The sequence below is a fragment of the Vibrio sp. 10N.261.55.F4 genome (assembly GCF_041470465.1).
GTDB lineage: Bacteria > Pseudomonadota > Gammaproteobacteria > Enterobacterales > Vibrionaceae > Vibrio > Vibrio crassostreae_C.
In genome coordinates this window covers 36,168-61,473 of the sequence record NZ_JBFRMM010000014.1, presented here as the reverse complement: position 1 = coordinate 61,473, position 25,306 = coordinate 36,168, and the positions used below count along the sequence as shown (strand labels likewise).

Genomic DNA, 25,306 nt, shown 5'->3' with positions numbered 1-25,306 from the left:
GATGCGTTCCAAGTGTGTGGTGTAATTTTCGTGCAACAGTTTTTGCTTTTAACTTACTGATTAATTGATAATAAATTTATCGGTGCACTTTCTTGGTTCTTAATGAGCGTGAAAATGGAAACAAGAATTGCACCAATTAAGGGAGTTGCACCATATTGAAGCGGTCAATACTATGCTTCATTAAGTTTCGTTGCTGATTAGAAACAAAAAGCCCAATGACCGAAATCATTGGGCTTTCAAAAGGACTATTGTGCTAGATAATTCGCTATCTAGTGAGCCGATACTCGACTACAGGTTTGGCCCTGTTGTCGGGCTTTGCGGTAGGTTTTGACTTAAGCGCTGCATGCCTTGATACATACGAATAAACCACACCACAATCGCTACACCACCAAACAACATGCCTACGTATGGGATGTAGTAAGCGATGTCATCGATAATATGGTTTTGATACCAGTAATCGTTCACACCGATCAACACGCCATTAGAGGTCGCTACCGTGACGATAAGCACAACAAAGAACGTCAGGTTCAAGAAGAAAGAGCGAATCAAGCCGTAATAATGCGTATCCACTACTTCGCCGTCTTCCCCTTTATCTAAACGATAGCCTGCGTAGATAATCGCGACCACACCAGAGAGAAGACAAGTAAATGGTGTAAAGCAGCTTAGGATGTAAGCGACCCAAATACCTTTATGAGGTTTGTTCATTCTTATTCACCTCTTCGGTTTTCTCTATTGCTACGTTTGCGCTTTGTTCAGCGCCGCTTTTCTCTTGTTCCATCACTTCTTTGTACCAAAGGTCATGGTGCTCTTTAGCCCAAGTTTCATCAACTTCGCCTGTCACCATACCCTCAAGTGCACCTTCCATACCGAACAAGCCGATGTAGATGTGGAACACAAAGCCACAGATAAGGATCAGAGCAGCCAACATGTGGACTAGGTTTGAAAGCTCCATATCACGTCGTGTTTGGCCAAAGATTGGGAAATCTAACACCAAGCCACTGATTGCTGCGACACTGCCCATAACGATAAGCAGCCAAAATAGCGCTTTTTCACCCGCGTTCGAAAACTCTGCAGATGGATGAGAACCTTTATGTTTCCCGACCATACCACCCAGTTTCATGAACCACTGTACATCGACCATCTTGAAAATAGACTTGCGCCACCACTTGATGAGAACAGCCATCAACAGCACATAGAAAATCGGGCCGATGTAGTTGTGGTATTGCTTCGCCAATAGAACGATGAAGCCCCAAAGGTCTGTTGGAATGTACGGCTTCAAGAAGTGCTTACCGTAAACCAACATCAAACCACTGAACGCCAGTGTTAAGAAGGTAAACGCCATACTCCAGTGCAAGGCACGGTCTAGTCGAGACCAACGTTTGATCTTACGGCCTGTTCTTGGCGCACTCAGCATTAATGGGCCAATCACAACGTACATTAGAGTAACGAAAGCAATACTGCCAAAGATAGCGACAGCACCGGCTGGTGACATCCACTTCTCTTTCAATATGTACCACGTTTGACCTGGGGTACTGATCAACACACCGTGCTCAGCCGATTGAGATGTGGTGTAACCTTCTTCACCGTTTCTTACTTGTCGCCAAAAATCAGCGCCAGCAAGTTGTGTGATTTCTCGTTGAGCAGAGCTCGATTGAGTTTGTGATGAGTTCGTCTCAGATGCATGACTCATAGGAGAAAGCATTGTTAGTGCTGCCAACATTGGCAGCACTACAAGGAAGAGACGCTTAAACATTGTAAGCATATGTCTCTCCTACTTAGCTCTTAGTCGCATCGTAAGAAAGGTCGTTGCCGTCTGTCCAACCTGCACCTTTCGCACCACGTTCAACAACACGCTGACGGAAAACATCAGAAACTTTCTCTGCGTCACCCGCTAGCAGTGCCTTAGTTGAACAAAGCGAAGCACACATTGGCAGTTTGCCTTCAGCAATACGGTTCGCACCGTATTTTTGACGCTCTTCAACAGAACCTGGCTCTGTTTCTGGGCCGCCAGCACAGAAGGTACACTTGTCCATCTTACCGCGCTCACCAAAGGCTTCCTGTTTAGGAAATTGAGGTGCGCCAAACGGACAAGCAAACAAGCAGTAACCACAACCGATACACAGATCTTTATTGTGAAGTACGATGCCGTCTTCCGTATGTTCAAAACAGTCTGCCGGGCAAACTGCCATACAAGGGGCATCAGTACAGTGCATACACGCTACTGAGATAGAGTTTTCACCTGGTTCGCCATCGTTCAGTGTCACAACGCGACGACGTTGAATACCCCATTCCAGAGCATCATCATTTTCATTCTTACATGCAGTGACACAACCGTTACATTCGATACAACGCTTGGTGTCACAAAGAAATTTCATTCTAGCCATTTTAAGACTCCTTACGCTTTACGAATATTACAAAGGGTTACTTTCGTTTCCTGCATCAACGTGACAGGGTCGTAACCGTATGTGGTTGCTGTGTTAGCAGCTTCACCAATAACGTAAGGATCAGTGCCTTCTGGGTATTTAGAACGCAAATCTTCGCCTTGGAACTTACCACCGAAGTGGAATGGGATGAATGCCAGACCCGGTTTCACACGACGTGTAACCATCGCTTTCACCTTAATACGGCCCTTCTCTGCACCCTCAACCCAAACATCGTCACCGTCTTTAAAGCCGATGTCGTTTGCATCTTTCGGGTTCACTTCAACAAACATCTCTTGCTGTAGTTCTGCTAGCCAAGGGTTAGAACGGGTTTCTTCACCACCACCTTCGTACTCAACCAAACGACCAGAGGTCAGGATAATCGGGTATTCGCCAGATTTGTCTTGCTCTTGAATCGACTTGTAAAGCGTAGGAACACGGAAGATAGCTTCTTTGTCGTCCCACGTTGGGTAATCAGCAACTAGGTCGCGACGTGGCGTGTAAAGTGGCTCACGGTGCAGTGGTACACGGTCTGGGAATGTCCAAACAATCGCACGTGCTTTCGCATTACCAAATGGGATACAGCCGTGTTTAATTGCCACACGTTGGATACCACCTGAAACGTCAGTCTTCCAGTTTTTGCCTTCAGCAGCCGCTTTCTCTTCTGCAGTTAGATCATCCCACCAACCCAGTTGTTTCAGTAGTTTGTCACTGAACTCTGGGTAGCCGTCTTTGATCTCACAGCCTTTCGAGTAGCTGTCTTCTGCCAGTAGGCTTTGACCTTCAAACTCAACACCAAAACGAGTACGGAAGTTACCACCACCTTCAGCAACCGTCTTAGACGTATCGTAAAGGATGTGTGTACCCGGATGTTTCATCTCTGGTGTGCCCCAACATGGCCAAGGTAGACCGTAAGTCTCGCCATTTGCTGGACCGCCTTCTGCTTCTAGAGACGTTTTGTGGAATGTGTGCCAATTTTGTTGGTGTTCTTTCAAACGCTCTGGGCTTTGACCTGTGTAACCGATCGTCCACATACCTTTGTTGAATTCACGAGTGATGTCTTCAATCAATGGTTGGTTGTTCTCAACACGGATGTTTTTGAACAGCTGATCAGAGAAACCAAGCTTCTTAGAAAGAAGGTACATGATTTCGTGGTCAGGCTTAGATTCGAACAGAGGATCAACCACTTTGTCACGCCATTGTAGAGAACGGTTTGACGCCGTTACACTGCCGTAGGTTTCAAATTGAGTGGTTGCTGGAAGCAAGTAAACGCCGTCGGTACGATCGTTCATTACTGCCGCGACCGTTGGGTATGGGTCAACGATAACCATCATATCCAGCTTCTGCATCGCCTTCTTCATCTCTGGACCACGAGTCTGAGAGTTCACCGCGTGACCCCAGTAGAACATGGCACGGATGTTTTCGCGTTGACGAATCTTGTCTTTGTCTTCAAGTACGCCATCAACCCAACGAGATACAGGAATACCTGCACTATTCATTGGTTTTTGACCGCCGTATGCGTTGTCGTCGAAACGCCCTTTAACCCAGTCAAAGTCGATGTCCCAAACTTTAGACCAGTGGCGCCAAGAACCTTCAGACAGACCGTAGTAACCTGGAAGCGTGTCTGATAGCACGCCAAGGTCAGTTGCGCCTTGTACGTTATCGTGACCACGGAAAATGTTTGCACCACCGCCTGATTTACCAATGTTACCTAGAGCAAGCTCAAGTACACAGTAAGCACGCGTGTTGTTGTTACCAGTAGTGTGTTGAGTACCACCCATACACCAAACGATACAACCCGGACGGTTTTCAGAAAGCAGTTTTGCTGTGTGGTAAACGTCTTCTTCGCTAACGCCGGTTACACGCTCAACTTCTGCTGGGCTCCACTTTGCAACTTCTTCACGGATCTCGTCCATGCCGAATACACGTTGGCGGATGAATTCTTGGTCTTCCCATTTGTTAGCAAAGACATGCCATAACACACCCCAGATAAACGCAACATCTGAGCCTGGGCGAAGAGATACATAGTGATCAGATTTCGCAGCAGTACGCGTACGACGAGGATCCGCAACAACGATCTTACAGTTGTTCTTCTCTTTCGCGATCAGGATGTGTTGCATCGCAACCGGGTGAGCTTCTGCAGGGTTTGAACCAATGAACAGCATCGATTTACAGTTGTGCATGTCATTGAACGAGTTTGTCATTGCACCGTAACCCCAAGTGTTCGCAACACCGGCTACTGTGGTTGAGTGACAAATACGTGCTTGGTGGTCAACGTTGTTGGTACCCCAAAGCGACGCCATCTTACGGAATGCATAAGCTTGTTCATTACTGTGTTTTGCACTACCCAAGAAGTAAACTGAATCAGGCCCAGACTCTTTACGAAGTTCTAGCGCTTTGTTACCGATTTCTTCAATCGCTTGTTCCCAAGAAAGCTTCTTCCACTTACCGCCTTCCAATTTCATTGGGTACTTAAGACGACGTTCACCGTGGCCGTGCTCACGAAGTGCTGCACCTTTCGCACAGTGTCCACCAGCGTTGAATGGGTGATCGAATGCAGGCTCTTGACCCGTCCAAACACCGTTTTGAACTTCAGCGTAAATACCACAACCCACAGAACAGTGAGAACAGATAGTGCGTTTCACTTCTGTTTTCGCTTCAGGGTCGACTGACTTAGCTTGCGCCTTTTTCATCATACCCGGAGCGAATAGACCAGCGCCTACTACCGCACCACCAGCCGCTAGAGAGGTGTTTTTCATGAAGGCGCGACGAGACACACCTAGCTGATTAGTTTCTTTGCTCACACTATCGGAGCGTTTGACAAGTTTCATCCGTTATCTCCTAAAGTGTGTCGTAGTAATCGCGAATATGTTGCGTTTCGCGATAGCCCGTTTTCTTCGCGTCTTTTTCAGGCATTTCAACAGTTTCTGAAGCGGTTGCCACTTTGGTTGTACCAGCGACAACGGCACCAGCAACGGCTGCAGTTGTTAAGCCTTTGAGTAAGTCCCTACGGCTTGTATTTATTTCTTTATTATCTTTCATCATTGCTTCCTTACCTTACGGTAGATCTTTTTGGAGGCTTAATGCCCCTCTATCGATATAATCGCGTACTGCTCGATTACTCGTAATCAGTGACGTTTTTCACATCAATCTTTAATTTGTGCTTACTGCTTTTTGTATTCACGCTAAAACGTACTTGTTCTAACGTTAAGAATGCTTCACACAGCTGGGCTGCTGATTTGTAGAAGTTGGCGCTTTCTGCTGCTTCAAGTTGACGCGTGAAAGAGTTAAACCAAGGGCCAAGGTGCTTATTGAAAACCGCTTGTTGTAGCGCTTCTTCTTCATTGCTTAACATTGCCATTACTTCACAAAGCGCAGCGATATGATCTTCTGGCTCTTTCACTTGATCATCACGCTCAATGCCTAAAAGCTCTAGGTCATGACGAATTTCTGCTAATGGCTTTTCCATCATGGCGCCAGTTCTATGCCAAGAACCAAATGGAACTATCTCTCCACGGCCAATGCCAATGAACAGATCTTGATATTCGTCTTCTAACGCTTCGCGATTTGATTCCGTTGCCGCTTGTTGAATGGCAATCCAAGCTTTTTGCATTGCACTCTCAGACGCTTCAATGTCTAACGTCTTTAGGAAATCAATGACCTCTTCAGAAGGTGCGCTACGGAACAATGCAGAAAGAACCAAATAGATCTCAGTTCTTAGTGTCTGTTCTTGTGCCTGATCCAAATTCGTTTCCAAGGCTAACTCCTAGTATTTCAATTGTTTCAATGGGTCTTGAGCCATTGAATCGAACATATCCACCACACGGCAGTCTTCACACATAGCAATACGATTAATCGCTGCTTCATCTGAAAAGTGAGAGTGACCGCGTAACTTGTTCTGTAACATGTCAATCATAGACTGAGGTGCGAATGGTTTATGGCAACGTACACATTCCGCAGCTTTCTCTTCATGAATCACAACTGCTTTTTGACGTTCTTCTTTTACCCAGTTCATACGAGGCGTAAGAGTCAGAACATTTTCAGGACATGCCTTTTCACACAAGCCACATTGAATACAGTCTTGTTCTACAAATTTAAGTGATGGAGAAGCCCCGTCGGTATGAAGTGCACGTGTCGGACACACAGCCACACAGCTCATACATAACGTACAATCTTTGCTATCACACGAAACGTTGCCGTAAGGTGCGTTTGACGGAAGCTCAACAATGTTCTCAACAGGAATACGAGCTGAAGACATCGCATCAAGTGCTGTAAATAGACGTTGGCGCTTGTTGCCTTGAAGATCGCCAAGTGCAAGGTCGAATGAATCCACACAAAGTGTTGGAGGACATTCACGTAGAGATTCTAAGTACAGAATATCGATGGTTTCTTTTGGAATACCGATTTGATCTAGTAGTTCTTGAGCAATCCCTACTTCGTTATTTAGAACACGAATGATCGTTTCTGGCATAAAGCGAGATGCGGCAAACAGAACCTGAGTTGCGCCATTAACTAAAGCTGCAAACCAAGTATCGATACCAATAGATGGCAGTTCTTCTACGACAATTGGAATCACGTTATCTGGTAGCGCTTTAAGAGCCATCACGTTGTAAGTCTCATGACGTGAGCTACAGATAAGTACGATTGGATCCAGACCACCCGCTTGCTCGTAGTTAGCTAGCGTACGTTCAATGAATTTTTGAGTATCGTCAGGGTTAGGTAATGCGTAAGAGATAGCTTCTGTCGGACAGCTCGTTGCACAGGTACCCACGCCTTGACATAGGTACGGGTTAATCTCGATCTTATGACCCGTCTTATCTGAGCCTTCACTTGAAAGTGCACCAGCAGGACAAGCATCAACACAACGCTCACAACCTTTAACACCACGAGAACTGTGTGCACATAGGTCTGTGTCCAAACGGAAGAACTTAGGCTTATCAAACGTGCCCATTAACGTAGGAATTTCTTCTAACGCTTCAGCCAGTTTTGGATAACCACGACCTACTGGGTAATAACCAGGAACAGGCACTTCTTCAGTCATGCAGCTATTCAGACATAAGTCCAAAACCACATCAAAACAGTCATGATTGATTGCTACTTTTGCAAGGTTATTGGTTCGGCCTTTGTTTTCGATTAGAACTTCGAACGTACCAAGGAACCCTGAAACCTGAACAGCATTTGCGTAGTAAAGCTCTGACTCAGTATTCGTTGCCTTCACACCATCTGTCGAAAGCAGTGTTAGGCTTGTTAACTGAGGTAATTGCGCCGCAGCACTTTCAATGATCGCAGTTGGACCAATAACAAGTGTATTACCGCCGCTTTCGTAGCTAACAGTAGGTGGAATCAGATTTGTTAACTCAACTGTATTTTCAAATGCATACAGTCTTGCTTTAGCGTTATTTGAATTTGCTTGTTCTAATAATTGTTTAAGCATTGCTCAGTTCCATCTTTGGACATGGATAATCTGTTCAACCTTTATTGTAGTAAGCGAGAGAGAACTTGCTGAGTAATCCGTTAACAACTAACCCTTTAGCCAGTGTGTCGTTCGTCAGACCGTGAACTCATCTATCTACAAAAAAGTTGATAATGAACGTTATTTTGCAAATGCCATGCCAATTTAATATGCCTTATATTTCAGTGATTTAATCCTATATAACGTTTATTGTGCGTATAAAAAAACCGCTTGGGACATTTTGTCGCAAGCGGTTCATTGAGTGTTTAGTCAAAATGTACCTATTCTTTGTGTGGTATATTTTGTCCCACCTCTTTCAGGTCTGCTTCGTCTGACATTGTAGCGTTATTATCCGATACTGTGTTTTTATACAGTTCTTTTTCTTGTTCGGTTATTTCGGCACTTTCTGACGTTTCAAGTTTATTATCAGATACCTCAAGATCGCTTTCAGAATTTTCTAAAACTTCACCTTCGTCTTTATTATCAATGATTTGCTCTTCTTCTGGCGCAGTTTCTTCTTCCGTTTTGTCTTTAACCCAATCACGCAAGGTTTCCGCAACCCCTTCAGAAAGAGACTTCAAATTACTGTAATCGTCGTCGTAATCATCTAAACCATCACGAACGTTGAATTCTTCTGAGAGGAATAATTTACGCAATGCCGCTTTTTTTACGCTTTCTGAAGCTTCTGACACCAATAATTGAGCAACAGACAAGTCTTCAGTCGTTTCTGATGCTATCTCCTGAGAGTCAATAGTTTGAGAATCGACAGCGTGTTCTGGAGACTCTTTTTCCAAAGTTCCACGTTCTAGTGACTCCGATGTTTCTGCGTCTATAGATGAAGCAGCAGACGAAGCCTCAGTGGAAGTAAGCTCAGTTTCCTCAAGCGTTTGTTGCGCTTCTAAAGGTTGGTCGGTTGATTCATCAAGCTTTCGTTGAGACCAACGGCTAAAAAAGTTAGTTGCCATTTGATCGACCCGCGCCTTTACGTTTCTTACGTCTTGCTTCTAATAACTCGCCATGACGACCGATGAATGCTTCCATCCAAGCTTGTACAGGCAATGGCATGTCGTAAGACAATACTTGGTTATCTCCGTCCATGTATTGGCCTGCGACTGTTTGTGATGCTGTCAGTAATTGAATAATAGGTTTACCGGAGTCAACATTATCCATAACTAAGAATAGCTTAGGTTGCTGAGAGCTTAGATTGAAGCGGTAGTCGGTACGTTCGTCTTTGTGCAACTGAAGCAAACATACGTCTGGGGTTTCATTTTCAGGTGATAATTCAAAACCGATGAGTTCCCATTGAGTTGTTACCCAAATGCCAGTTTTGATCTCTTTCTCTATTCTTTGGACACCGATTGGCCAAGCTGCTTCTGTTTTTTCATATTGTTCTTTGAATTCTTTTATCTCAGACATACTTCACCCAATTGATTTTCTTTGGTCTGAATGCACTTAGGACATTTTGTACTGTGTGCATTCATATACACCCCATAAAGCAATAAACACGCCAATACGGATTAACTGCGAGAGCGTATCTATAGCGTTCGTTATCAAGTTGTCACTATAACGTTAGTCGATACTGGTTATTTCAGACAACTCCACCCGGTGAACTCTCATATTTTGCGCTATTTTAATCTAATGCTTCATGTTTCCATCAATCCCCGTTATTTTGGAATAAGATTTGCTTTAGCTAATTCGCTAATGTTCTTCACAGAGCTATGTATTCACAGATCTATGGCATGTTCGAGAACGATAATCGAAATCTAGGCCATAGCGAATCAACAAACTAGCGCATTAATGAATGAGAGCCTTATTGCTCTTGTTGACTTCTTATCTCATAAAATCGCTATCTCATTAAGTAGGAAATGACTGTGGTAAAACCAAACATAATAAAAACCAGTGAGAACCCTCTTCAGACAATCGAAGTTGAAGTGTTTGATGAATATGGCGAAAAGCTAACGAAACAGATCGCGTGTGAGCGCCCTCTTACCGTGATGTTGAACTGGAAAGAGATCGTAACTCTAATGACATTGGGCTCTCGTCCTGAGTCATTAGTATTAGGCTATTTGAAAAACCAAAGCTTCCTTTCCGATCCGGAAGCGGTTGAATCTATTATCATCGATTGGGAAACCAGCTCTGCTGCGGTTATCACCAAAGAAGATACAAGCCAACTTGAGCAAGCGCTTAAGAAGAAGACAGTAACCTCTGGCTGCGGTCAAGGCACTATGTATGGCAACGTGATGAAGCAGTTGGAATATTACCAAGTGCCTCAAAACAAGATTAAGCAATCTGAAATCTACACAGCGCTTGAAGCGTTGACTCATTACAACGATACCTACAAGAAAGCAGGTGCTGTGCACGGTTGTGCGGTTTGCAAAGACGACAAGGTTCTATCGTTTGTTGAAGATGTTGGCCGACACAATGCCGTTGATACATTGGCTGGTGAGATGTGGCTTAACAAAGAGACAGGTGAAGATAAGATCTTCTACACCACAGGCCGTTTAACGTCTGAGATGGTGATTAAGGTTGCGCAGATGGGAATCCCTGTTCTACTGTCACGCTCTGGCGTTACACAAATGGGCTTAGATTTAGCGCAGAAGTTCGGCATCACTACGATTGCTCGCGCTAAAGGTTTACGCTTCCAAGTGTTCACGGGTGCAGACAAGATTGACTTTGATGTGAAAGGTGAATAATCAGCAGTCGGAAAAAAGCGTAGGTTTGATTGGTGATTCACTAACCGCTTCTAATTGTAAAGTTCTGATGTAAATAGTTAGTGACCCATCAAGGATAAATACATAGAAACTTAGCTAGATACAAAAACGCCGTCATGCTTTTTAGTATGACGGCGTTTTTAATTTTCAATTTATAGCTTAATTTCCAACGCATAGAGTTGAAAACTAAGGCTAACTAAAAGCTTAGCCGCGTGCTTTCAAGAACTCAGCGTAAGTACCGCGGAAATCGTTGATCTTGCCATCTTTGATTTCAAGGATACGAGTTGCAAGCGAGTCTACGAATACACGGTCGTGAGATACGAAGAACAATGTGCCCTTGTAGTTCTCAAGAGCCAAGTTAAGCGCTTCGATAGATTCCATATCCATGTGGTTTGTTGGCTCATCCATTAGCAGGATGTTTGGTTTATGCATCATGATCTTACCAAGAAGCATACGACCTTGCTCACCACCAGAGATAACCTTTACAGATTTCTTAATGTCGTCTTGACCAAATAGCATACGACCTAGGAAGCCACGAACAACTTGCTCGTCTTCGCCTTCTTGGCGCCATTGGCTCATCCAATCAAACAAGTTCATGTCTGTCTCGAAATCGTGTGCGTGATCTTGAGCGTAGTAACCGATGTTTGAGTTTTCAGACCACTTGTACTCACCTGTGCGAGGCTCAAGAGCGCCAGCTAGTGTGTTAAGTAGTGTTGTTTTACCCACACCGTTCTCACCGATGATAGCAACACGCTCACCTACTTCGAAAATACCGTCGAACTTGTTGTATAGGTCTTCTTCAAAACCTTGAGATAGGTTTTCAACCACAAGTGCGTTACGGAATAGCTCTTTAGACTGTTCGAAACGGATGAATGGGTTTTGACGGCTAGACGCTTTAACTTCGTCTAGTTGGATCTTATCGATCTGCTTAGCACGTGACGTTGCTTGCTTCGCTTTAGATGCGTTAGCAGAGAAACGAGATACGAACGTTTGAAGTTCAGCAATTTGTGCTTTCTTCTTAGCGTTGTCAGACAGTAGACGCTCACGAGCTTGAGTCGCAGCCGTCATGTACTCATCGTAGTTACCTGGGAATAGACGAAGTTCGCCGTAATCAAGGTCAGCCATGTGTGTACAAACAGAGTTTAGGAAGTGACGGTCGTGCGAAATGATGATCATTGTGCAGTTACGTTGGTTTAGCGTGTCTTCCAACCACTTGATGGTGTCCATGTCCAGGTTGTTCGTTGGTTCGTCAAGAAGCATGATATGCGGGTCTGCAAACAGTACTTGAGACAATAGAACACGAAGTTTCCAACCCGGTGCTACTTCGCTCATCAGACCGAAGTGCATTGATTCTTCAATACCTACCGCTAGAAGAAGCTCACCAGCTTTAGCTTCTGCCATGTAACCGTCCATTTCAGCGAACTGAACTTCAAGGTCAGCCACTTTCATGCCGTCTTCTTCGCTCATTTCTGGCAAAGAGTAAATGCGGTCACGCTCTTGCTTAATAGCCCAAAGCTCTTTGTGACCCATGATAACCGTGTCGATTACCGTGAATTCTTCGTAAGCAAACTGGTCTTGGTTTAGCTTAGCAACGCGCTCGTTTGGATCGTAGCTTACGTTACCAGCACTTGGCTCAAGTTCACCAGATAGGATCTTCATGAACGTCGATTTACCACAGCCATTCGCGCCGATTAAACCGTAGCGGTTGCCTTCGCCGAACTTAACTGAAATATTTTCGAAAAGTGGCTTAGCGCCGAATTGTTGGGTGATATTTGCTGTGGAGATCAATGCCATTACCTTTTTAATGTGAAAAACGCCGCAACGTTACTTGTTCAGGGCTTTAACTGCAAGTATTGATTGCAATTACTGGCCATTAAGTGAGTGATAACCTAGCCAAATCATAGTTTGAACTGACTCACATTTTTGGCTTTCTATTTATCGCCGTAAAACCGTCGATTTTAAGGAAAAACAAAATATCGAACAGCGCACCATAATGGGCGGTATATAACGTCCCAAATCATGCCAACCATTGAATATATCGTATGCTGATTGGTCACAGTAAAAGCCAACCCGATCAACGCAACAGAAGACATAATAAAGATGCTCAAATACTAGCCTAATCCCTGACAATTTCATGACAAAATCTCTCGAAACAGGAATAAATTACTCGCCCCCGACACGGGGTTGGATTTCACAAAGTCAGATTATCTAACTATAGTAATCCTAACCTCATAATTCTAAGAGACTTTTATGCGTTCACTATCGCGCTTCTTAATCCTCACTTTGGCCATTCTCTCTTGGCCTAGTCATGCCAACTTGGAATATGACTTACAATCTCAGCCGCAGGTATCCGATTCTGCTGTTGATCTCGATGATCGAATTGATTCGTTACCCGACCCCCTCTTTATGGAACCGTCGGACAGACGCCAAGTCAATATATTGCTCGCTGAAGTGCTACAAGTTCAAAAGCAGGAAATCAAAACCTTCGAGCAACAGATAAAAGCCTACAGAGCGAACAACGACGCCGATCAATGGTTTGCCGTTCAAACCAGTTACGTCACTTTGAATAGCTTGAATGTGAGCAAGCAACACCTGTTAGAGCAGACGAATTCCGCTAATAAAGAGCGCCTAACGGGTTTTGGCCCCTACGGCGTAACTCAATTTAAGCAAGAGTGGGAATTAACCAAGCTCAACATTGAGTATCTTGTTTACTTCCAAATTCGTAGCTTTAAAGCGCTCGTTAAAGACATCTTTATTTCGCCAGTGCCAGTGATTGGTGCCTCACTAAAAGTGTTATTCATCTACTTCGGTTTAGTGTGGTGGCTTGCCAACAGCACCCGCTTGATTGAACTGTTTCGAATTAACTTTCTTGAAGCGAAAACGAACCCTCCTTTTCTGGTTCGCGTGATTTGGTATATCAGCCGCGCTGATCGTGCGATTGCTTGGCTAATTGCCATCACATTGTCATTGAGAGTGCTTTCTAGTATCCCTAGTCTTCAACATTTGATTTTCCTGGAGATCTTCACTTGGTGGATTCTAGGTGGTTCGATTGCCATCAGCTTTATTTTGGAATTTGCCTACCGTTTAGGTCGTACATCAAATCAAGAAGTGATAGTACTACGCCTATCGACTATTCGTCGTTACGTGTGGAGCTTCATCGTTGCGGGTGTGATTCTCCAGATATCAAGTATTACGCTAGGCAAAGGTACGATTTACAGCTGGATTTACAGCGCTCTGTTTTTCTGGTTTGTGCTGGTCACGATCTCAGTTCTCAGACTATGGAGAGCGAAGGTCTTCAATACGTTGCAACACATCTCTGATCGCCCGGTTTGGGTGAATTGGGCAGTAAACCGCAAGGATACCTTCTTACTTAATATATTGGCGACGGCCATTGGCATCGTGTGGTTGAGTGTTTACAACTTTCAACATCGAATTATGGCCCTGCTATCCAATTACACTTTGTTTAGCCAGGCCTTAGCTTATCTATTTAGAATTGAAGTTGCTAAACAGTCTGACCTTGATAAGAATCAGCAAAACTTGGTTCGAATCAAAGGCGATCAAACCTATGAATACATTCTTCCGGGTAATATCGACAGTACGTTGATAGATTACGCGGGAGATGAAATTAAGCAGTTATCACGCTACTTAATGTCAGACAGCCCGGCTATCTGTATTGTGTCTGGCGAACGTGGTGTCGGCGCGACAACGCTGCTATATACCTTACTGCACAAAGTCTCTAACGCTGAGCCTGTATACGTGAGTTGCCCTTATGCGGGTTACCAAGAGCTTTTAGCGCATTTAGCCGTGAGCATTGGCTTGGACGAAGAAGCGACTGAAATTCAAATATTAGCGCATCTTCGTAAGAGCAATACCACTTACCTTATCGCGATTGATAACGCACAACGACTGGTGCAACCAATGGTCGGTGGCCTGTCTGATTTGATTCGTTTGACCAACCTTCTGCGTCGTTCTAAAAAGAACCACCGTGTCGTGATATCGATCGCCAAATCAAGCTGGCGATTTGTGGATAGAGCGCGTGGCGAACGTTTGCTGTTTGACTTGGTGTGTTTCCTTCCGCGTTGGACAGAGAAACAAGTGGGTGAACTTCTAAATAGCCGTATCAATACGGAGCTTGAGAAGCCGTTGTCTTTTGATGGTTTAGTAGTCCCTAAGCAATGGGACCAAGATGATATGAGTGAAGAAGAACGTGCACGCCAAGGTTTCTATCGAATTTTGTGGCACTATTCTGATGGCAACCCTACCGTTGCGCTGCGTTTCTTCCGACTCTCTTTGAACCGAAACAAAGAGACAGATCAAGCCGTGGTGCGTCTGTTCCATGTTCCTGAAGCCCAGGAGCTGGAAAATATGCCGAAACCTATGCTGGCTGTACTTCGTTCTATCGTACAACTGGAAATCGCTTCTCCGGAAGTATTGTCTGAATGTACACAGCTGAGCACGGCAGAGATAACGGGGATTCTGCGTTACTTTGAAAGCCGTGGTTATATTGGTTGGCATGAAGAAAAGGCTCGGATTTCTGAGCACTGGTTCCGCCATATTACGAACGTTCTCGACCGTCAACATCTACTGGTGAAGTAAAATGAAGAAGTTATTTATCCTACTATTTGTTGGCTTGGCAAGTGCTGTCAGTTTCCCGACCTTTGCGACGGAAGAGTTAGCTAACGTAGAAAACATATCTAAAATAGCGAGCCTTGTGCGATGGAGCGGCGTGTTCTTCTCCATGATCGTTATTGCTGCGATGTGGTTATTGCTTAAGTTCATCAACTCGTTAGTGACCAGCTTTGGTAGTCAGTTCGTGCAATATCGAATGCTACTACAAAAACTGCAGTCGTTTACTCAGTTCTTCATCTATGTGAGCACCGGTCTTATCGTGTTCATGATGAGCTTTAGAATCAACGACCAAATACTGGCTTTGATTGGTGGTACACTCGCCGTGTCAGTCGGCTTTGCGCTTAAAGATTTGGCAGCTTCATTCATCGCGGGCATCACGGTAATGATTGATAGACCCTTTCAAGTTGGTGACCGCGTCACGTTCGAAGGCAACTACGGAGATATCATTACCATCGGTTTGCGTTCAGTGCGAATGAGAACGCTGAACGATGACATCATTACCATTCCTAACAACAAGTTCTTAAATGAAGTGACCACCAGTGGTAACTACGGTGCGTTGGACATGCAGGTGGTGATTCCGTTTTACGTCGGTATGGATGAAGACATCACCCTAGCCCGTGACTTAATTCAAGAAGCTGCGTCTTCGAGTCGTTACATCCACTTACCGAAGCCTGTCACGGTTTTGGTTAAACAGACGATTACCGATAACTACCTAGCGATACAGCTAACCTGTAAGGCTTATGTTGTGGATACTGCGTATGAGAAGCTGTTTGAAACCGACATTACCCTGCGTGTGATGAAAGAGTTTAAGAAGCACAACATCAACCCACCGAAGATTTCAGTGGCAGCGCATTAGGCTTGATGCTTTTGACGTTAGTTTCTTATAGCAAATGACTAACCATAAATAAAAACACCTCCGAACTTATCTCAAGTGCGGAGGTGTTTTTTATGGGCTTTTTATCTTCAGCTCAGTTGTATTTAGGCTAAACCTTAAAGTATTTCAATTGCTCAGTAAGGTGCTCTGTGGTGTTCGCCATTTTCTGACTGTCTTCTGCGAGCGATTGTGAGGCTTGGAGTACCTCATTTGCAGCGAGTTGAGATTTGGTTTGCGATAGATTAGTAGTGCGGAATTTTCGTGCTTGGGCTAAAACGTTCGTGTAATAGCCCAAGCGCGTTAGAAATATTATCAGATGATAATATCAGTGAATGAGTTCTTAGAACTTATAGGTTTGATACAAGCAATTGAGGTGTCGCTTTCTGTTGAAGATAGATACTAAAGCAACTTCCCTTACCTACCTCAGATTCAACTCGGATCTCGCCGCCAGTTTGGCTCAAGATACTCTGAGATACTGACAACCCTAAGCCCGTGCCATCTCGTTTGGTGGTATAGAAAGGTGAGAAGATACGTTTCAGTTGTTCTTCCTTAATACCGCAGCCTTCATCTTGAACATGAACGATAGCGCCATGAGACACACCATTTTCAACCCAGTCTTCACTCGAAATGGTTAACGTGCCCTGACCGTCCATTGCATGAATCGCGTTCATTTGTAGGTTAACCAGAATCTGTAGCAATTGGTTTCGATTGACCTCGACTGAGGTTTTAGCGTTCAGCTGCGATACGTACACAATGCCTTTCTTCTTCGCACCTGTTTTTACGAGCGTAATACTTTCATCCACTATTGGGTTGATATGTTGCCACGTAATTTCGTCTTGTACGCCGCCGTGACGGCTGTATTGAAGCAGGCTTCGTGTGATATTTCGAATTCGGTCAATCTGCTCCATGATCGCGTGGACTTCCTCATCTACACGGCTCACTTCATCGCCCAGTTCAAACTTCATCAGTTCAACGTTGCCAAGAATCACGGCGGTTGGGTTATTGATCTCATGAGCAATACCTGCCGTTAATTCACCTAACGCGGCCAGTTTTTCATTGACCACCAGCTTATCTCTGGCTTGATTGAGAAGCTTGATGTGCAGTTCAAGTTCTTCAGTTTTCTCTTTCAAACTCGCGGTACGAGAATGCACTTTGCACTCTAGTTCAGACGCCGCTTGTTGAATCTCTTGATTGCGCTCGTGCAGTAGATCCAACATCTTGTCGAACTGTTTAGCGAGCAGTGTCAGTTCGTGTTGATCATCCAAACCTAGCGTACCAATTCGCTTGTCTTGCCCCATCTGGACTAGCTTGACGACCTTATGAATGCGTTCGATTGGGTTGAAAAGATCACGTGCGCCACGGTGAACGATCAAACCGGATGCCAACAGAAGCAACACAATGGTAATGCTAATTTCGCCAAGGTTGGTTAAGTACGTTTCTATCAGCGGCCAAATCAAATAACCGGTGTAAAGCATACCAATCACATTATTAAACTGGTCATGGATTGGTTGGTAAGCTGTGATGTACCAAGCATCGTAAACATACGCTCGATCTAGCCACTCTTTACCTTCATTTAAGACTTTCGAGTGAACCTCGTGAGAAACACGTGTACCAATGGCGCGCCCTACACTGTCTTCACTGCTCAAAGGCACGTTGGTGCTAACACGAAGATCATCAAGGAAAACCGTGACCGTTCCTATATGACGATTAAAACCTTCTCGTTGTGGATAGATAAGGTTACTGATTTGGTCAACAAGTTGAGTACTGTTATTCAGTAAGATCCCACCATCCAGAAAACCAATCACATGATCATGTTCATCTTTGATGGATACAACGGTTCGGCTTACCAATCCGCGAGTCTCGACCTCTTGCCCGTTGAGCATCGGAACTTCCGCTTTTTTAGCGAGGTCACGATCGAGATAATTGAGTTCATTACGGCTTAAGACACTGAAAAATGAAGGCTTGTGAGTTAAGTTTAGATATTCGAGTTTCTTTTCCATGCTCTCGACACTGCGCCAGCGCAGAAAATCGAGCTCATAGCGAGATTTGTTCTCAGACACCCAGCGAGTTAGCTCTTCGTGTGAAAGATCACTCGCGAGTTTGGTTCGAAAGTTATAAGACTCGGCGAACGCACGAACGTTGTATGCTTGCTGATTTTGGATCAGGTGAATACTGTTATCGGCAACATCCAAGCGTTCATCAACATCAATCAGAGCGCCCTGCCACGTGTAACGTATTGACCAATACAGTGTGATAGCCACAAGCGCGCACAAGGTCAGAATGATCGGAGCTGATGTTAGGAATAATAATCGGTAGCGAACCATGGTTTTGAATCGGAACGCCCACTTTGACCACCAACGACGTCTAATCGGCATATTCAGAGCCTTCTGTGTTCCAATCTTTGTACTTACGCTCTAGCGTTTTACGTGCGACGCCAAGATCTCTTGCAGCTGCCGATTTATTGCCATCATGAAAACTAACCAGCTGTTCTATATGAGATTTTTCTACTTCTTTGAGTGTCCAAGTGTTTGGATAACCCTCGGCAGCGTCTGCATTATTCAAGTTTGGCATTTCCGCACCATGTGACACCGTCACTGAAATGCTAGCGGGAACAGGATCACCATTAATCTCGCGCCAATAGTGTGCTGGTGGCTTGTCTAAAAGAATGCATCGTTCGACTAAGTTTTTAAGTTCACGAATATTTCCCGGCCATTCGTATTCGTTCAACGCCAAGATATCTTCATGTGCCCAATTTGGAACTGGCATGCCAAGCTCGCTCGATAAAAGACGAGTAAAGTATGGAACAAGTTCAATCAGGTCTGACGGGCGCTCTCTCAATGGCACCACATCAATCTTAAGTACATTGAGTCGGTAGAACAGATCGCGGCGGAAGTGCCCTTTATCGACCTCTTCTTGAAGATTTCGGTTGGTCGCCGCCACCACTCGTACGTCAACGGAAATTTCCTTTTCGTTACCGACTGGACGAATGGTTCTTTGCTCTAACACGCGTAGCAATGCAGCTTGCATTGGCAGTGGCATTTCACCAATTTCATCAAGGAACAAGGTGCCACCACTTGCGACTCGGAAAAGACCTTCACGGTTTTTCTTCGCACCAGTAAATGCGCCTGATGTATGTCCAAACAGTTCACTTTCTAGAAGCTCTGGAGCAATCGCACCACAGTTGATTGGCACAAATGGACCTGTGCGTTTACTGGCTTCATGTACACCACGAGCAACCAGCTCTTTGCCGGTACCCGACTCACCTTCTATCAAGACGGACGCTCGAGACGGTGCAAATTGACTGATCAGCAATTTAAGTTGTTTGGTCTTGTCTGAATTGCCAATCAGTTCAGTCTTGATATGACGACTCACATCACGCTTCAACGCGTACTGCATTCTTTGGTCGAGTCGCTTATCCATACAACGCAGAACCGCTTGTATCATCTGTTCGAGGTTGAACGGCTTAAGAATAAAATCTGAAGCACCAAGCTTAAGCGCGGATATGGTCATCTCTAGATCGGCATAACCCGTCATGAAAATCACATCGGCGCGTTTGTCGTTGTCGTTAAACGCCTCTTCCCACTCAATGCCAGAGCGGCCTGGTAGGTTGATATCAAGGACAATCAGATCAAAATGTTCGCTCGAACGCAGCGTTTCAGCCTCTTCAACCGATCCTGCGCTCGACACCTTGCCAAAGAACTTACCTAGTGCTTTCTTTAAGATAGCCTGCATACCCCATTCATCATCGACGACCAAAACGGAAAAGGCCTGATACTGAGTCAATGTGTTCGGGTTGAGATTGGATGCAGATGAACTAGGTAAAGACATAATGATTAGCCGGTGAGAAAAGTTGGGACAGAGTGTACCAATTAACCTTTTCTCCAACAGGGACAATGTGCGACATTTTGTCCTCGCTCATGTTTTGATTCATTTTAACGGGGTAAATGACGCAATTTTGTCCGAAATAACAGCAATTTAATGAAATCTGATGCATTATTTATTGGCATTAAGATTGCTTATAAGGTGTAGATTTCTAATTACAACAATTAGCGTCTTATGCACATGCCCTCTTTGAGCCCTTTAAAACTGAAGGCATGTCATTCATTTATAACAGAATGGACATAATAATAATGAAAGCAATTCCCCTAACTATTGCAGCTCTATCTATCGTCAGTTACACGGCTAGCAGCGCGGAAGACACCACTCATATTAAGTTGGCGACAACCACAAGTACTTATCACTCTGGTCTATTGGACTACTTATTGCCTGAGTTCGAAAAAGATTCTGGTATCAAGGTTGATGTTCTAGCTGCGGGTACCGGTAAATCACTTCGCATGGGCGAAAATGGTGATGTTGATTTGGTAATGACTCACGCACCAAAAGCTGAAGCGAATTTCGTAGAAAAAGGCTACGGCGTTTTACCTCGTAAGCTGATGTACAACGACTTTGTGATTGTGGGCCCTCAAAGTGACCCTGCAAAAATTGAATCTCAAAAAGCAGTGGCAGATGTGTTCAAAGCGATCGCGACTAATAACGTGACGTTTGTGTCTCGTGGCGACGACTCTGGTACTCATAAGAAAGAGATGGGCATTTGGGCGCAAACTAAAATTGAACCAAACTTTGGTGGTTACCGCAGTGTTGGTCAAGGTATGGGCCCTACTCTGAACATGGCGTCAGAGATGCAAGGCTACACCATGACAGACCGTGGTACTTGGTTGGCTTACCAAAATAAACTGGATCTAAAAATCCTTTTCCAAGGTGACAAGAACCTCTTCAACCCTTACCAAGTGATTCTGGTTAACCCTGAGCGCTACCCAAGCATTAACTACCAAGCAGCGAAAGTATTCAGTGATTGGTTGGTTAACCCTAAAGGTCAGAAACTGATTAACGACTTTAAACTGCATGGCAAACAACTGTTTGTTGCAAGCGCAGAATAGTTTGTTGTAAGTGAACCGTCGTTTTCTGTAAGTAAAAGTAGCGCTAAGGGTTCAACCCGAATCAATTAGCGCTACGCTTAACTAAACAGTTAACGAAGCACCTAAGCAATATCGCTTTAATAACTATCTTGTTTAACAGCAGGTCGCTATAAAGCTGTCTCGCTTTAATAGCGTTCATGCTTAGAAACACAATCATGCTTAAGAGCAATCGCTGACCAATACACACTCAAATAGTTTGGGTCAGCTATGATTAACATCAGTCATTACCGATAAAACCTATTATCGATTTACACGAGATACTTCATGACCCTATGGCAAACAACGATTGATGCAATGAATCTACTTGTGAGCTTTGACCACGAATTGTGGAAAATCGTCGCGGTATCCTTCAGCGTATCTTTGTCCGCCATCTCATTGGTGATTGTTCCTGCAATCCTTATGGCTTTCTTATTGGCTTATACCGAGTTCCCCGGGAAATGGGCTCTGCTTTCAGTGATCAACACCCTGCAAGCGATCCCTACTGTGGTTATCGGTTTGTTGATGTACATGATGCTTTCTCGCTCTGGCCCGTTAGGTGATTGGCAATTGCTGTTCACCCAAAAGGCGATGATTCTAGGTCAAATGGTGATCTGTTTCCCTATCCTAGTTGCGATGATGCATGGCGCTCTGCAGGCCAGTGACCGCCGTGCGGTAGAAACAGCGCGCACACTTGGCGTATCAACAACACGCGTGGCGTGTACCTTGATTTGGGAAACGCGTTTTCCTCTGTTGGCTGCAACCATTGCTGCCTTCTCTCGTATCGTGACAGAGGTAGGTTGTTCAATGATGGTAGGTGGCAACATTATGGGGATGACAAGAAACATCCCAACAGCTATTGCCATGGAAAGCCACAAAGGCGCATTTGCTCAAGGCGTCGCCCTCGGTATGGTGTTATTAGCATTGGCATTAGCCCTTAACTTTTTCCTTTCCAGTGTGAGAGGAAAAGGCTATTTAAGAACTTAGGAACGCTGTCATGAGTATAAAAATAACAACGCAGCAAATTTCAATGCGCTACAAAGAGCGTGTTTTGTTCCATATTCCCGAATTGTCGATCGGCCCCAACGATGCCATTTATCTCAAAGGAGATAATGGTATGGGTAAAACGACCCTACTTAAAATATTGTCTGGATTGATTCAGCCCAGCTCTGGCCGCATTCAGTCTCCGACACAAAGCTGGCAGCAGATCTTATTCCCTAGGCTCAAGTTCAAAGACATTATCTACCTGCATCAAACCCCCTATCTTTTTGATGGTTCGGTGTACCAAAATGTCGCTTATGGCATTCGCTTTAACAAAGAGAGCCAAAAAGATAAGCGAGCTCAAATAATTAATGCATTGAGAATGGTAGGTTTAGAAACCTTGGCAGATGAACACATTTCTGTGTTGTCTGGCGGTGAGCGTCAACGCGTAGCAATGGCTCGAGCTTGGATTCTTAAGCCTTCAATCTTGCTTATGGATGAACCAAGTGCTTCTTTAGACAAAGAATCTATTGAAAGATTGGTGATTATGGCCGAAGATCTTCTTCAGAGAGGCGCGAGTTTAGTCATCACCAGTCACCAAACTAACGCGTTAACCGATTTATGTAAGAAGCAGTGGTGGATCAAAGACAATACTTTGACCGAATCCCCGCTTCTGCAAGTTATTCAGAAAGATAAAGCACAAGAGAATATTTATGCTGCTTCCAACGCAAACTAGTTGGGTTATTTTGGCTGGCGGACAGGCCAGCCGCATGGGCGGAAAAGATAAAGGACTTGTTGAGCTCAACGGTTCTCCGCTTATTCAATACGTTATAAACAAGCTGTCACAGCAAGATGTCAGCATCACTATCAATGCCAACCGTAACTTAGACAGTTACCAAGCATTTGCTCCGGTTGTTTCCGATTCCTTCCCTGACTATCCAGGTCCATTGGGCGGCATTCATGCTGGCCTTAAAAACGCGAGTACAGACTGGGTCGGCTTTGTCCCTTGCGACAGCCCACAAATCAGTGACGACCTTGTTGAGCGTTTTTGTTCTGCAGTTAAAGAAGACAGCGACATTCTTGTCGCGCATGATGGCGAATTTAAGCAACCTGTATTCACCCTATTCCACAAACGTGTTCTACCAAAATTAGAAGCGTTTTTGGAACGTGGTGACCGTAAAATCATCTTACTATACAAAGAGTGTGTTACCGAATACGTTGATTTCAGCGATTCTCCTAACTGCTTTGTTAATCTCAACACGCCAGAAGAACTCACCCAATTCGGAACGCTTCAATAATGAAAGATTCTAAACAACGCCCTAACCTTCCTTTATTGGGCTTTGCTGCTTATAGCGGTACAGGCAAAACGACCGTACTTGAAGCCCTGCTTCCTCTGTTGACTGATGCGGGTTTAAAAGTTGGCGTGTTAAAACATGCTCACCACGATTTTGATGTCGATAAGCCGGGTAAAGACAGTTACCGCTTACGTAAAGCGGGCGCGAACCAAATGTTGATTGCTTCTCGTAATCGTCACGTGATGATGACAGAAACACCAGAAGCCGAAGCAGATTTTTATTACCTGCTGACTCGATTTGATACCAACACGCTTGATCTGATTTTGGTTGAAGGCTGTAAGAACATCGCCTTCCCTAAAATTGAACTGCACCGAGATGAAGTGGGCAAACCTTGGTTATATCCAAACGATAACAACATTATTGCTATCGCGGCAGACAGCCAAGTTGAATCAGAGCTGCCACAAATGGCGATCAGCGACTTAGAAGCGATTCGTGATTTCATCATCGATTACGCGCAGTCCTTTGACCTTGTCTCTACAACAGGCAGAGCCGTGTCATGCTCACCTTCAAAAGACGCAGCGCCAGCTGTTTGTTGTGATTCGTTCTCTCCTGCAGGTTTAACCGTTACTCAAGGCCAACAAAAGATTGTTGATAGCATTGACGCACTCGATCTCACAGAGAGTGTTGAATTACTGCAAGGCTACGGCCGCGTGCTGGCTGAAGATGTGATTTCGCCAATCAACGTTCCTCAGAATACCAACTCTGCAATGGACGGTTATGCAATTCGTAGTGAAGATCTAGAATTGGACAGTTACAACATCGTTGCTGAAGTCATGGCGGGTCACAGCTACGAGCAAATCGTGCAACAAGGTGAAGCCGTTAAAATCATGACCGGCGCACCAATGCCAGAAGGCGTTGATGTTGTCGTGATGCGTGAACAAGCCGTCCAAGATGGCGATAAAGTTAGCTTCCCTGATGCTAAAATCTCGGTTGGACAAAATGTCCGTATCGCAGGTGAAGATTTAGAAATCGGCCAACCTGTCTTTACACGTGGCACACGCATTGAAGCGCCAGAAATGGGCATGATGGCGTCGTTAGGTTTTGGTACCTGCCCTGTTCTGCGTAAAGTGAAAGTGGGTGTGTTCTCTACGGGTGATGAAGTTCAAGCGCCGGGTCACGAGCAAAAACCAAACTCTATCTATGACTCAAATCGTTTTACTATTATCGGCATGCTTCAAAAGCTCGGCTGTGACATCGTCGATTACGGCATCATTGAAGATGATGAGCAGAAGATGATGGATGTGCTGCATTCTGCGTCGCTTGAAACCGATATGGTTTTGACTTCTGGTGGTGTGTCTGTTGGTGATGCGGATTACATCAAGCTTGCGTTAGATAAACTGGGTGAAATCAACTTCTGGCGTATCAACATGCGTCCAGGTCGCCCATTGGCTTACGGTAAGATTGAGAACAAGCCGTTCTTTGGTTTACCGGGTAACCCTGTTGCTGTGATGGTGTCGTTCATTAACTTTGTTGAGCCTGCGATCCGCAAGCTTCAAGGTCAAACGAACTGGACACCAGTAAAAGCGAACGCGGTAGCGACCGAACGGTTGCGTTCACGCCAAGGTCGTACCGAGTTCAGCCGTGGTGTGTTCTCGATGAATGAATCGGGTGTGCTTGAAGTGAAAACGACGGGTAAGCAAGGTTCAGGTATCCTGCGTTCAATGAGCGAAGCAAACTGTTTAATCGAAATCTCACCAGCGGTTGATACCGTGAAAGTTGGTGAAACGGTAACGATCATTCCATTGCAAGGGCGTGTTTGATTCAAAGCTCAAACACCTAAATTGACTTAGCTGCTTTTTAAATGATTTGGAAGATCTTCGCCAAAACATAAACGAAGCCCCTATATAGATTTTTCAATGTTAAGGGGCTTTTTGTTCTTTTCGTTTCGTGAAAGACAACCTGTTCGTTGCCTAAAAGACAAATAGCTTAAAT

General features: G+C 44.7%; 20 protein-coding genes. 8 read left to right on the top strand and 12 right to left on the bottom strand.

Going from position 1 to position 25,306, the window contains the following annotated elements; genetic code table 11:
• Positions 1 to 288 precede the first annotated feature (288 nt).
• The 9 genes from AB4249_RS07950 to AB4249_RS07910 form a co-directional block, all read right to left on the bottom strand.
• The gene (locus AB4249_RS07950) at positions 289 to 705 is read right to left on the bottom strand and encodes a hypothetical protein (protein ID WP_017077240.1); all 417 of its coding nucleotides are present in this window, start codon (positions 703 to 705) and stop codon (positions 289 to 291) included.
• Positions 689 to 1,762: a formate dehydrogenase subunit gamma gene (locus tag AB4249_RS07945; RefSeq protein ID WP_372102765.1), complete on the bottom strand. Its 1,074-nt coding sequence runs from the start codon at positions 1,760 to 1,762 to the stop codon at positions 689 to 691. The genes AB4249_RS07950 and AB4249_RS07945 overlap by 17 nt, the downstream gene beginning before the upstream one ends.
• 13 nt (positions 1,763 to 1,775) lie before the next feature.
• The gene (gene fdh3B, locus AB4249_RS07940) at positions 1,776 to 2,384 is read right to left on the bottom strand and encodes a formate dehydrogenase FDH3 subunit beta (RefSeq protein ID WP_004742271.1); all 609 of its coding nucleotides are present in this window, start codon (positions 2,382 to 2,384) and stop codon (positions 1,776 to 1,778) included.
• A gap of 11 nt (positions 2,385 to 2,395) precedes the next feature.
• Positions 2,396 to 5,251, bottom strand: coding sequence for a formate dehydrogenase subunit alpha (locus AB4249_RS07935; RefSeq protein ID WP_372102763.1), 2,856 nt, complete (start codon positions 5,249 to 5,251; stop codon positions 2,396 to 2,398).
• 10 nt (positions 5,252 to 5,261) lie between these two features.
• On the bottom strand, positions 5,262 to 5,462 hold the full coding sequence (locus tag AB4249_RS07930; protein WP_181258778.1) for a twin-arginine translocation signal domain-containing protein: 201 nt from the start codon (positions 5,460 to 5,462) through the stop codon (positions 5,262 to 5,264).
• A 76-nt stretch (positions 5,463 to 5,538) separates the two neighbouring features.
• Positions 5,539 to 6,177 carry a molecular chaperone gene (locus AB4249_RS07925; RefSeq protein WP_372102761.1) on the bottom strand — a complete coding sequence of 213 codons (639 nt, stop codon included), beginning with the start codon at positions 6,175 to 6,177 and terminating at the stop codon, positions 5,539 to 5,541.
• 9 nt (positions 6,178 to 6,186) lie between these two features.
• Positions 6,187 to 7,854, bottom strand: a complete 1,668-nt coding sequence (locus AB4249_RS07920; RefSeq protein WP_372058650.1) for a 4Fe-4S dicluster domain-containing protein — start codon at positions 7,852 to 7,854, stop codon at positions 6,187 to 6,189.
• 299 nt (positions 7,855 to 8,153) lie between these two features.
• On the bottom strand, positions 8,154 to 8,837 hold the full coding sequence (locus tag AB4249_RS07915) for a DUF3306 domain-containing protein (protein ID WP_102320204.1): 684 nt from the start codon (positions 8,835 to 8,837) through the stop codon (positions 8,154 to 8,156).
• A complete protein-coding gene (locus tag AB4249_RS07910; RefSeq protein WP_372102759.1) occupies positions 8,827 to 9,288 on the bottom strand; it encodes a DUF3305 domain-containing protein in 462 nt (153 codons plus the stop codon). Before AB4249_RS07910 ends, AB4249_RS07915 begins: the two co-directional genes overlap by 11 nt.
• A gap of 455 nt (positions 9,289 to 9,743) precedes the next feature.
• On the opposite strand from AB4249_RS07910, the gene AB4249_RS07905 reads away from it, so the two are divergent.
• Complete coding sequence (locus AB4249_RS07905; RefSeq protein ID WP_372102757.1) at positions 9,744 to 10,565, top strand: formate dehydrogenase accessory sulfurtransferase FdhD; 822 nt, start codon at positions 9,744 to 9,746, stop codon at positions 10,563 to 10,565.
• A 222-nt stretch (positions 10,566 to 10,787) separates the two neighbouring features.
• Here AB4249_RS07905 and AB4249_RS07900 read toward each other — a convergent pair whose 3' ends face one another.
• The gene (locus AB4249_RS07900) at positions 10,788 to 12,371 is read right to left on the bottom strand and encodes an ABC-F family ATPase (protein ID WP_009846736.1); all 1,584 of its coding nucleotides are present in this window, start codon (positions 12,369 to 12,371) and stop codon (positions 10,788 to 10,790) included.
• Positions 12,372 to 12,833: 462 nt separating this feature from the next.
• On the opposite strand from AB4249_RS07900, the gene AB4249_RS07895 reads away from it, so the two are divergent.
• Positions 12,834 to 15,179, top strand: coding sequence for an ATP-binding protein (locus AB4249_RS07895; protein ID WP_372102755.1), 2,346 nt, complete (start codon positions 12,834 to 12,836; stop codon positions 15,177 to 15,179).
• A gap of 1 nt (position 15,180) precedes the next feature.
• The gene (locus AB4249_RS07890; RefSeq protein ID WP_017063876.1) at positions 15,181 to 16,068 is read left to right on the top strand and encodes a mechanosensitive ion channel family protein; all 888 of its coding nucleotides are present in this window, start codon (positions 15,181 to 15,183) and stop codon (positions 16,066 to 16,068) included.
• 365 nt (positions 16,069 to 16,433) lie between these two features.
• Here the strand turns inward: AB4249_RS07890 and AB4249_RS07885 are convergent, their stop codons facing one another.
• Both AB4249_RS07885 and AB4249_RS07880 read right to left on the bottom strand, forming a co-directional pair.
• Complete coding sequence (locus AB4249_RS07885) at positions 16,434 to 18,461, bottom strand: cache domain-containing protein (protein WP_102333335.1); 2,028 nt, start codon at positions 18,459 to 18,461, stop codon at positions 16,434 to 16,436.
• The gene (locus AB4249_RS07880; protein WP_372102753.1) at positions 18,451 to 19,914 is read right to left on the bottom strand and encodes a sigma-54-dependent transcriptional regulator; all 1,464 of its coding nucleotides are present in this window, start codon (positions 19,912 to 19,914) and stop codon (positions 18,451 to 18,453) included. The genes AB4249_RS07885 and AB4249_RS07880 overlap by 11 nt, the downstream gene beginning before the upstream one ends.
• 302 nt (positions 19,915 to 20,216) lie before the next feature.
• Between AB4249_RS07880 and AB4249_RS07875 the strand changes: the two genes are divergently transcribed.
• The 5 genes from AB4249_RS07875 (at position 20,217) to AB4249_RS07855 (ending at position 25,134) form a co-directional block, all read left to right on the top strand.
• A complete protein-coding gene (locus tag AB4249_RS07875) occupies positions 20,217 to 21,023 on the top strand; it encodes a substrate-binding domain-containing protein (protein WP_017059611.1) in 807 nt (268 codons plus the stop codon).
• Between the two features lie 303 nt (positions 21,024 to 21,326).
• Entirely contained in the window at positions 21,327 to 22,025 is a 699-nt protein-coding gene (locus AB4249_RS07870; RefSeq protein WP_017067174.1) for an ABC transporter permease, read from the top strand.
• Between the two features lie 10 nt (positions 22,026 to 22,035).
• Complete coding sequence (locus AB4249_RS07865; protein ID WP_372102751.1) at positions 22,036 to 22,755, top strand: energy-coupling factor ABC transporter ATP-binding protein; 720 nt, start codon at positions 22,036 to 22,038, stop codon at positions 22,753 to 22,755.
• Entirely contained in the window at positions 22,733 to 23,317 is a 585-nt protein-coding gene (gene mobA, locus AB4249_RS07860) for a molybdenum cofactor guanylyltransferase MobA (RefSeq protein WP_004733776.1), read from the top strand. Before AB4249_RS07865 ends, mobA begins: the two co-directional genes overlap by 23 nt.
• Positions 23,317 to 25,134, top strand: coding sequence for a bifunctional molybdopterin-guanine dinucleotide biosynthesis adaptor protein MobB/molybdopterin molybdotransferase MoeA (locus AB4249_RS07855; RefSeq protein WP_372102749.1), 1,818 nt, complete (start codon positions 23,317 to 23,319; stop codon positions 25,132 to 25,134). Before mobA ends, AB4249_RS07855 begins: the two co-directional genes overlap by 1 nt.
• The last annotated feature ends 172 nt before the right edge of the window (positions 25,135 to 25,306 follow it).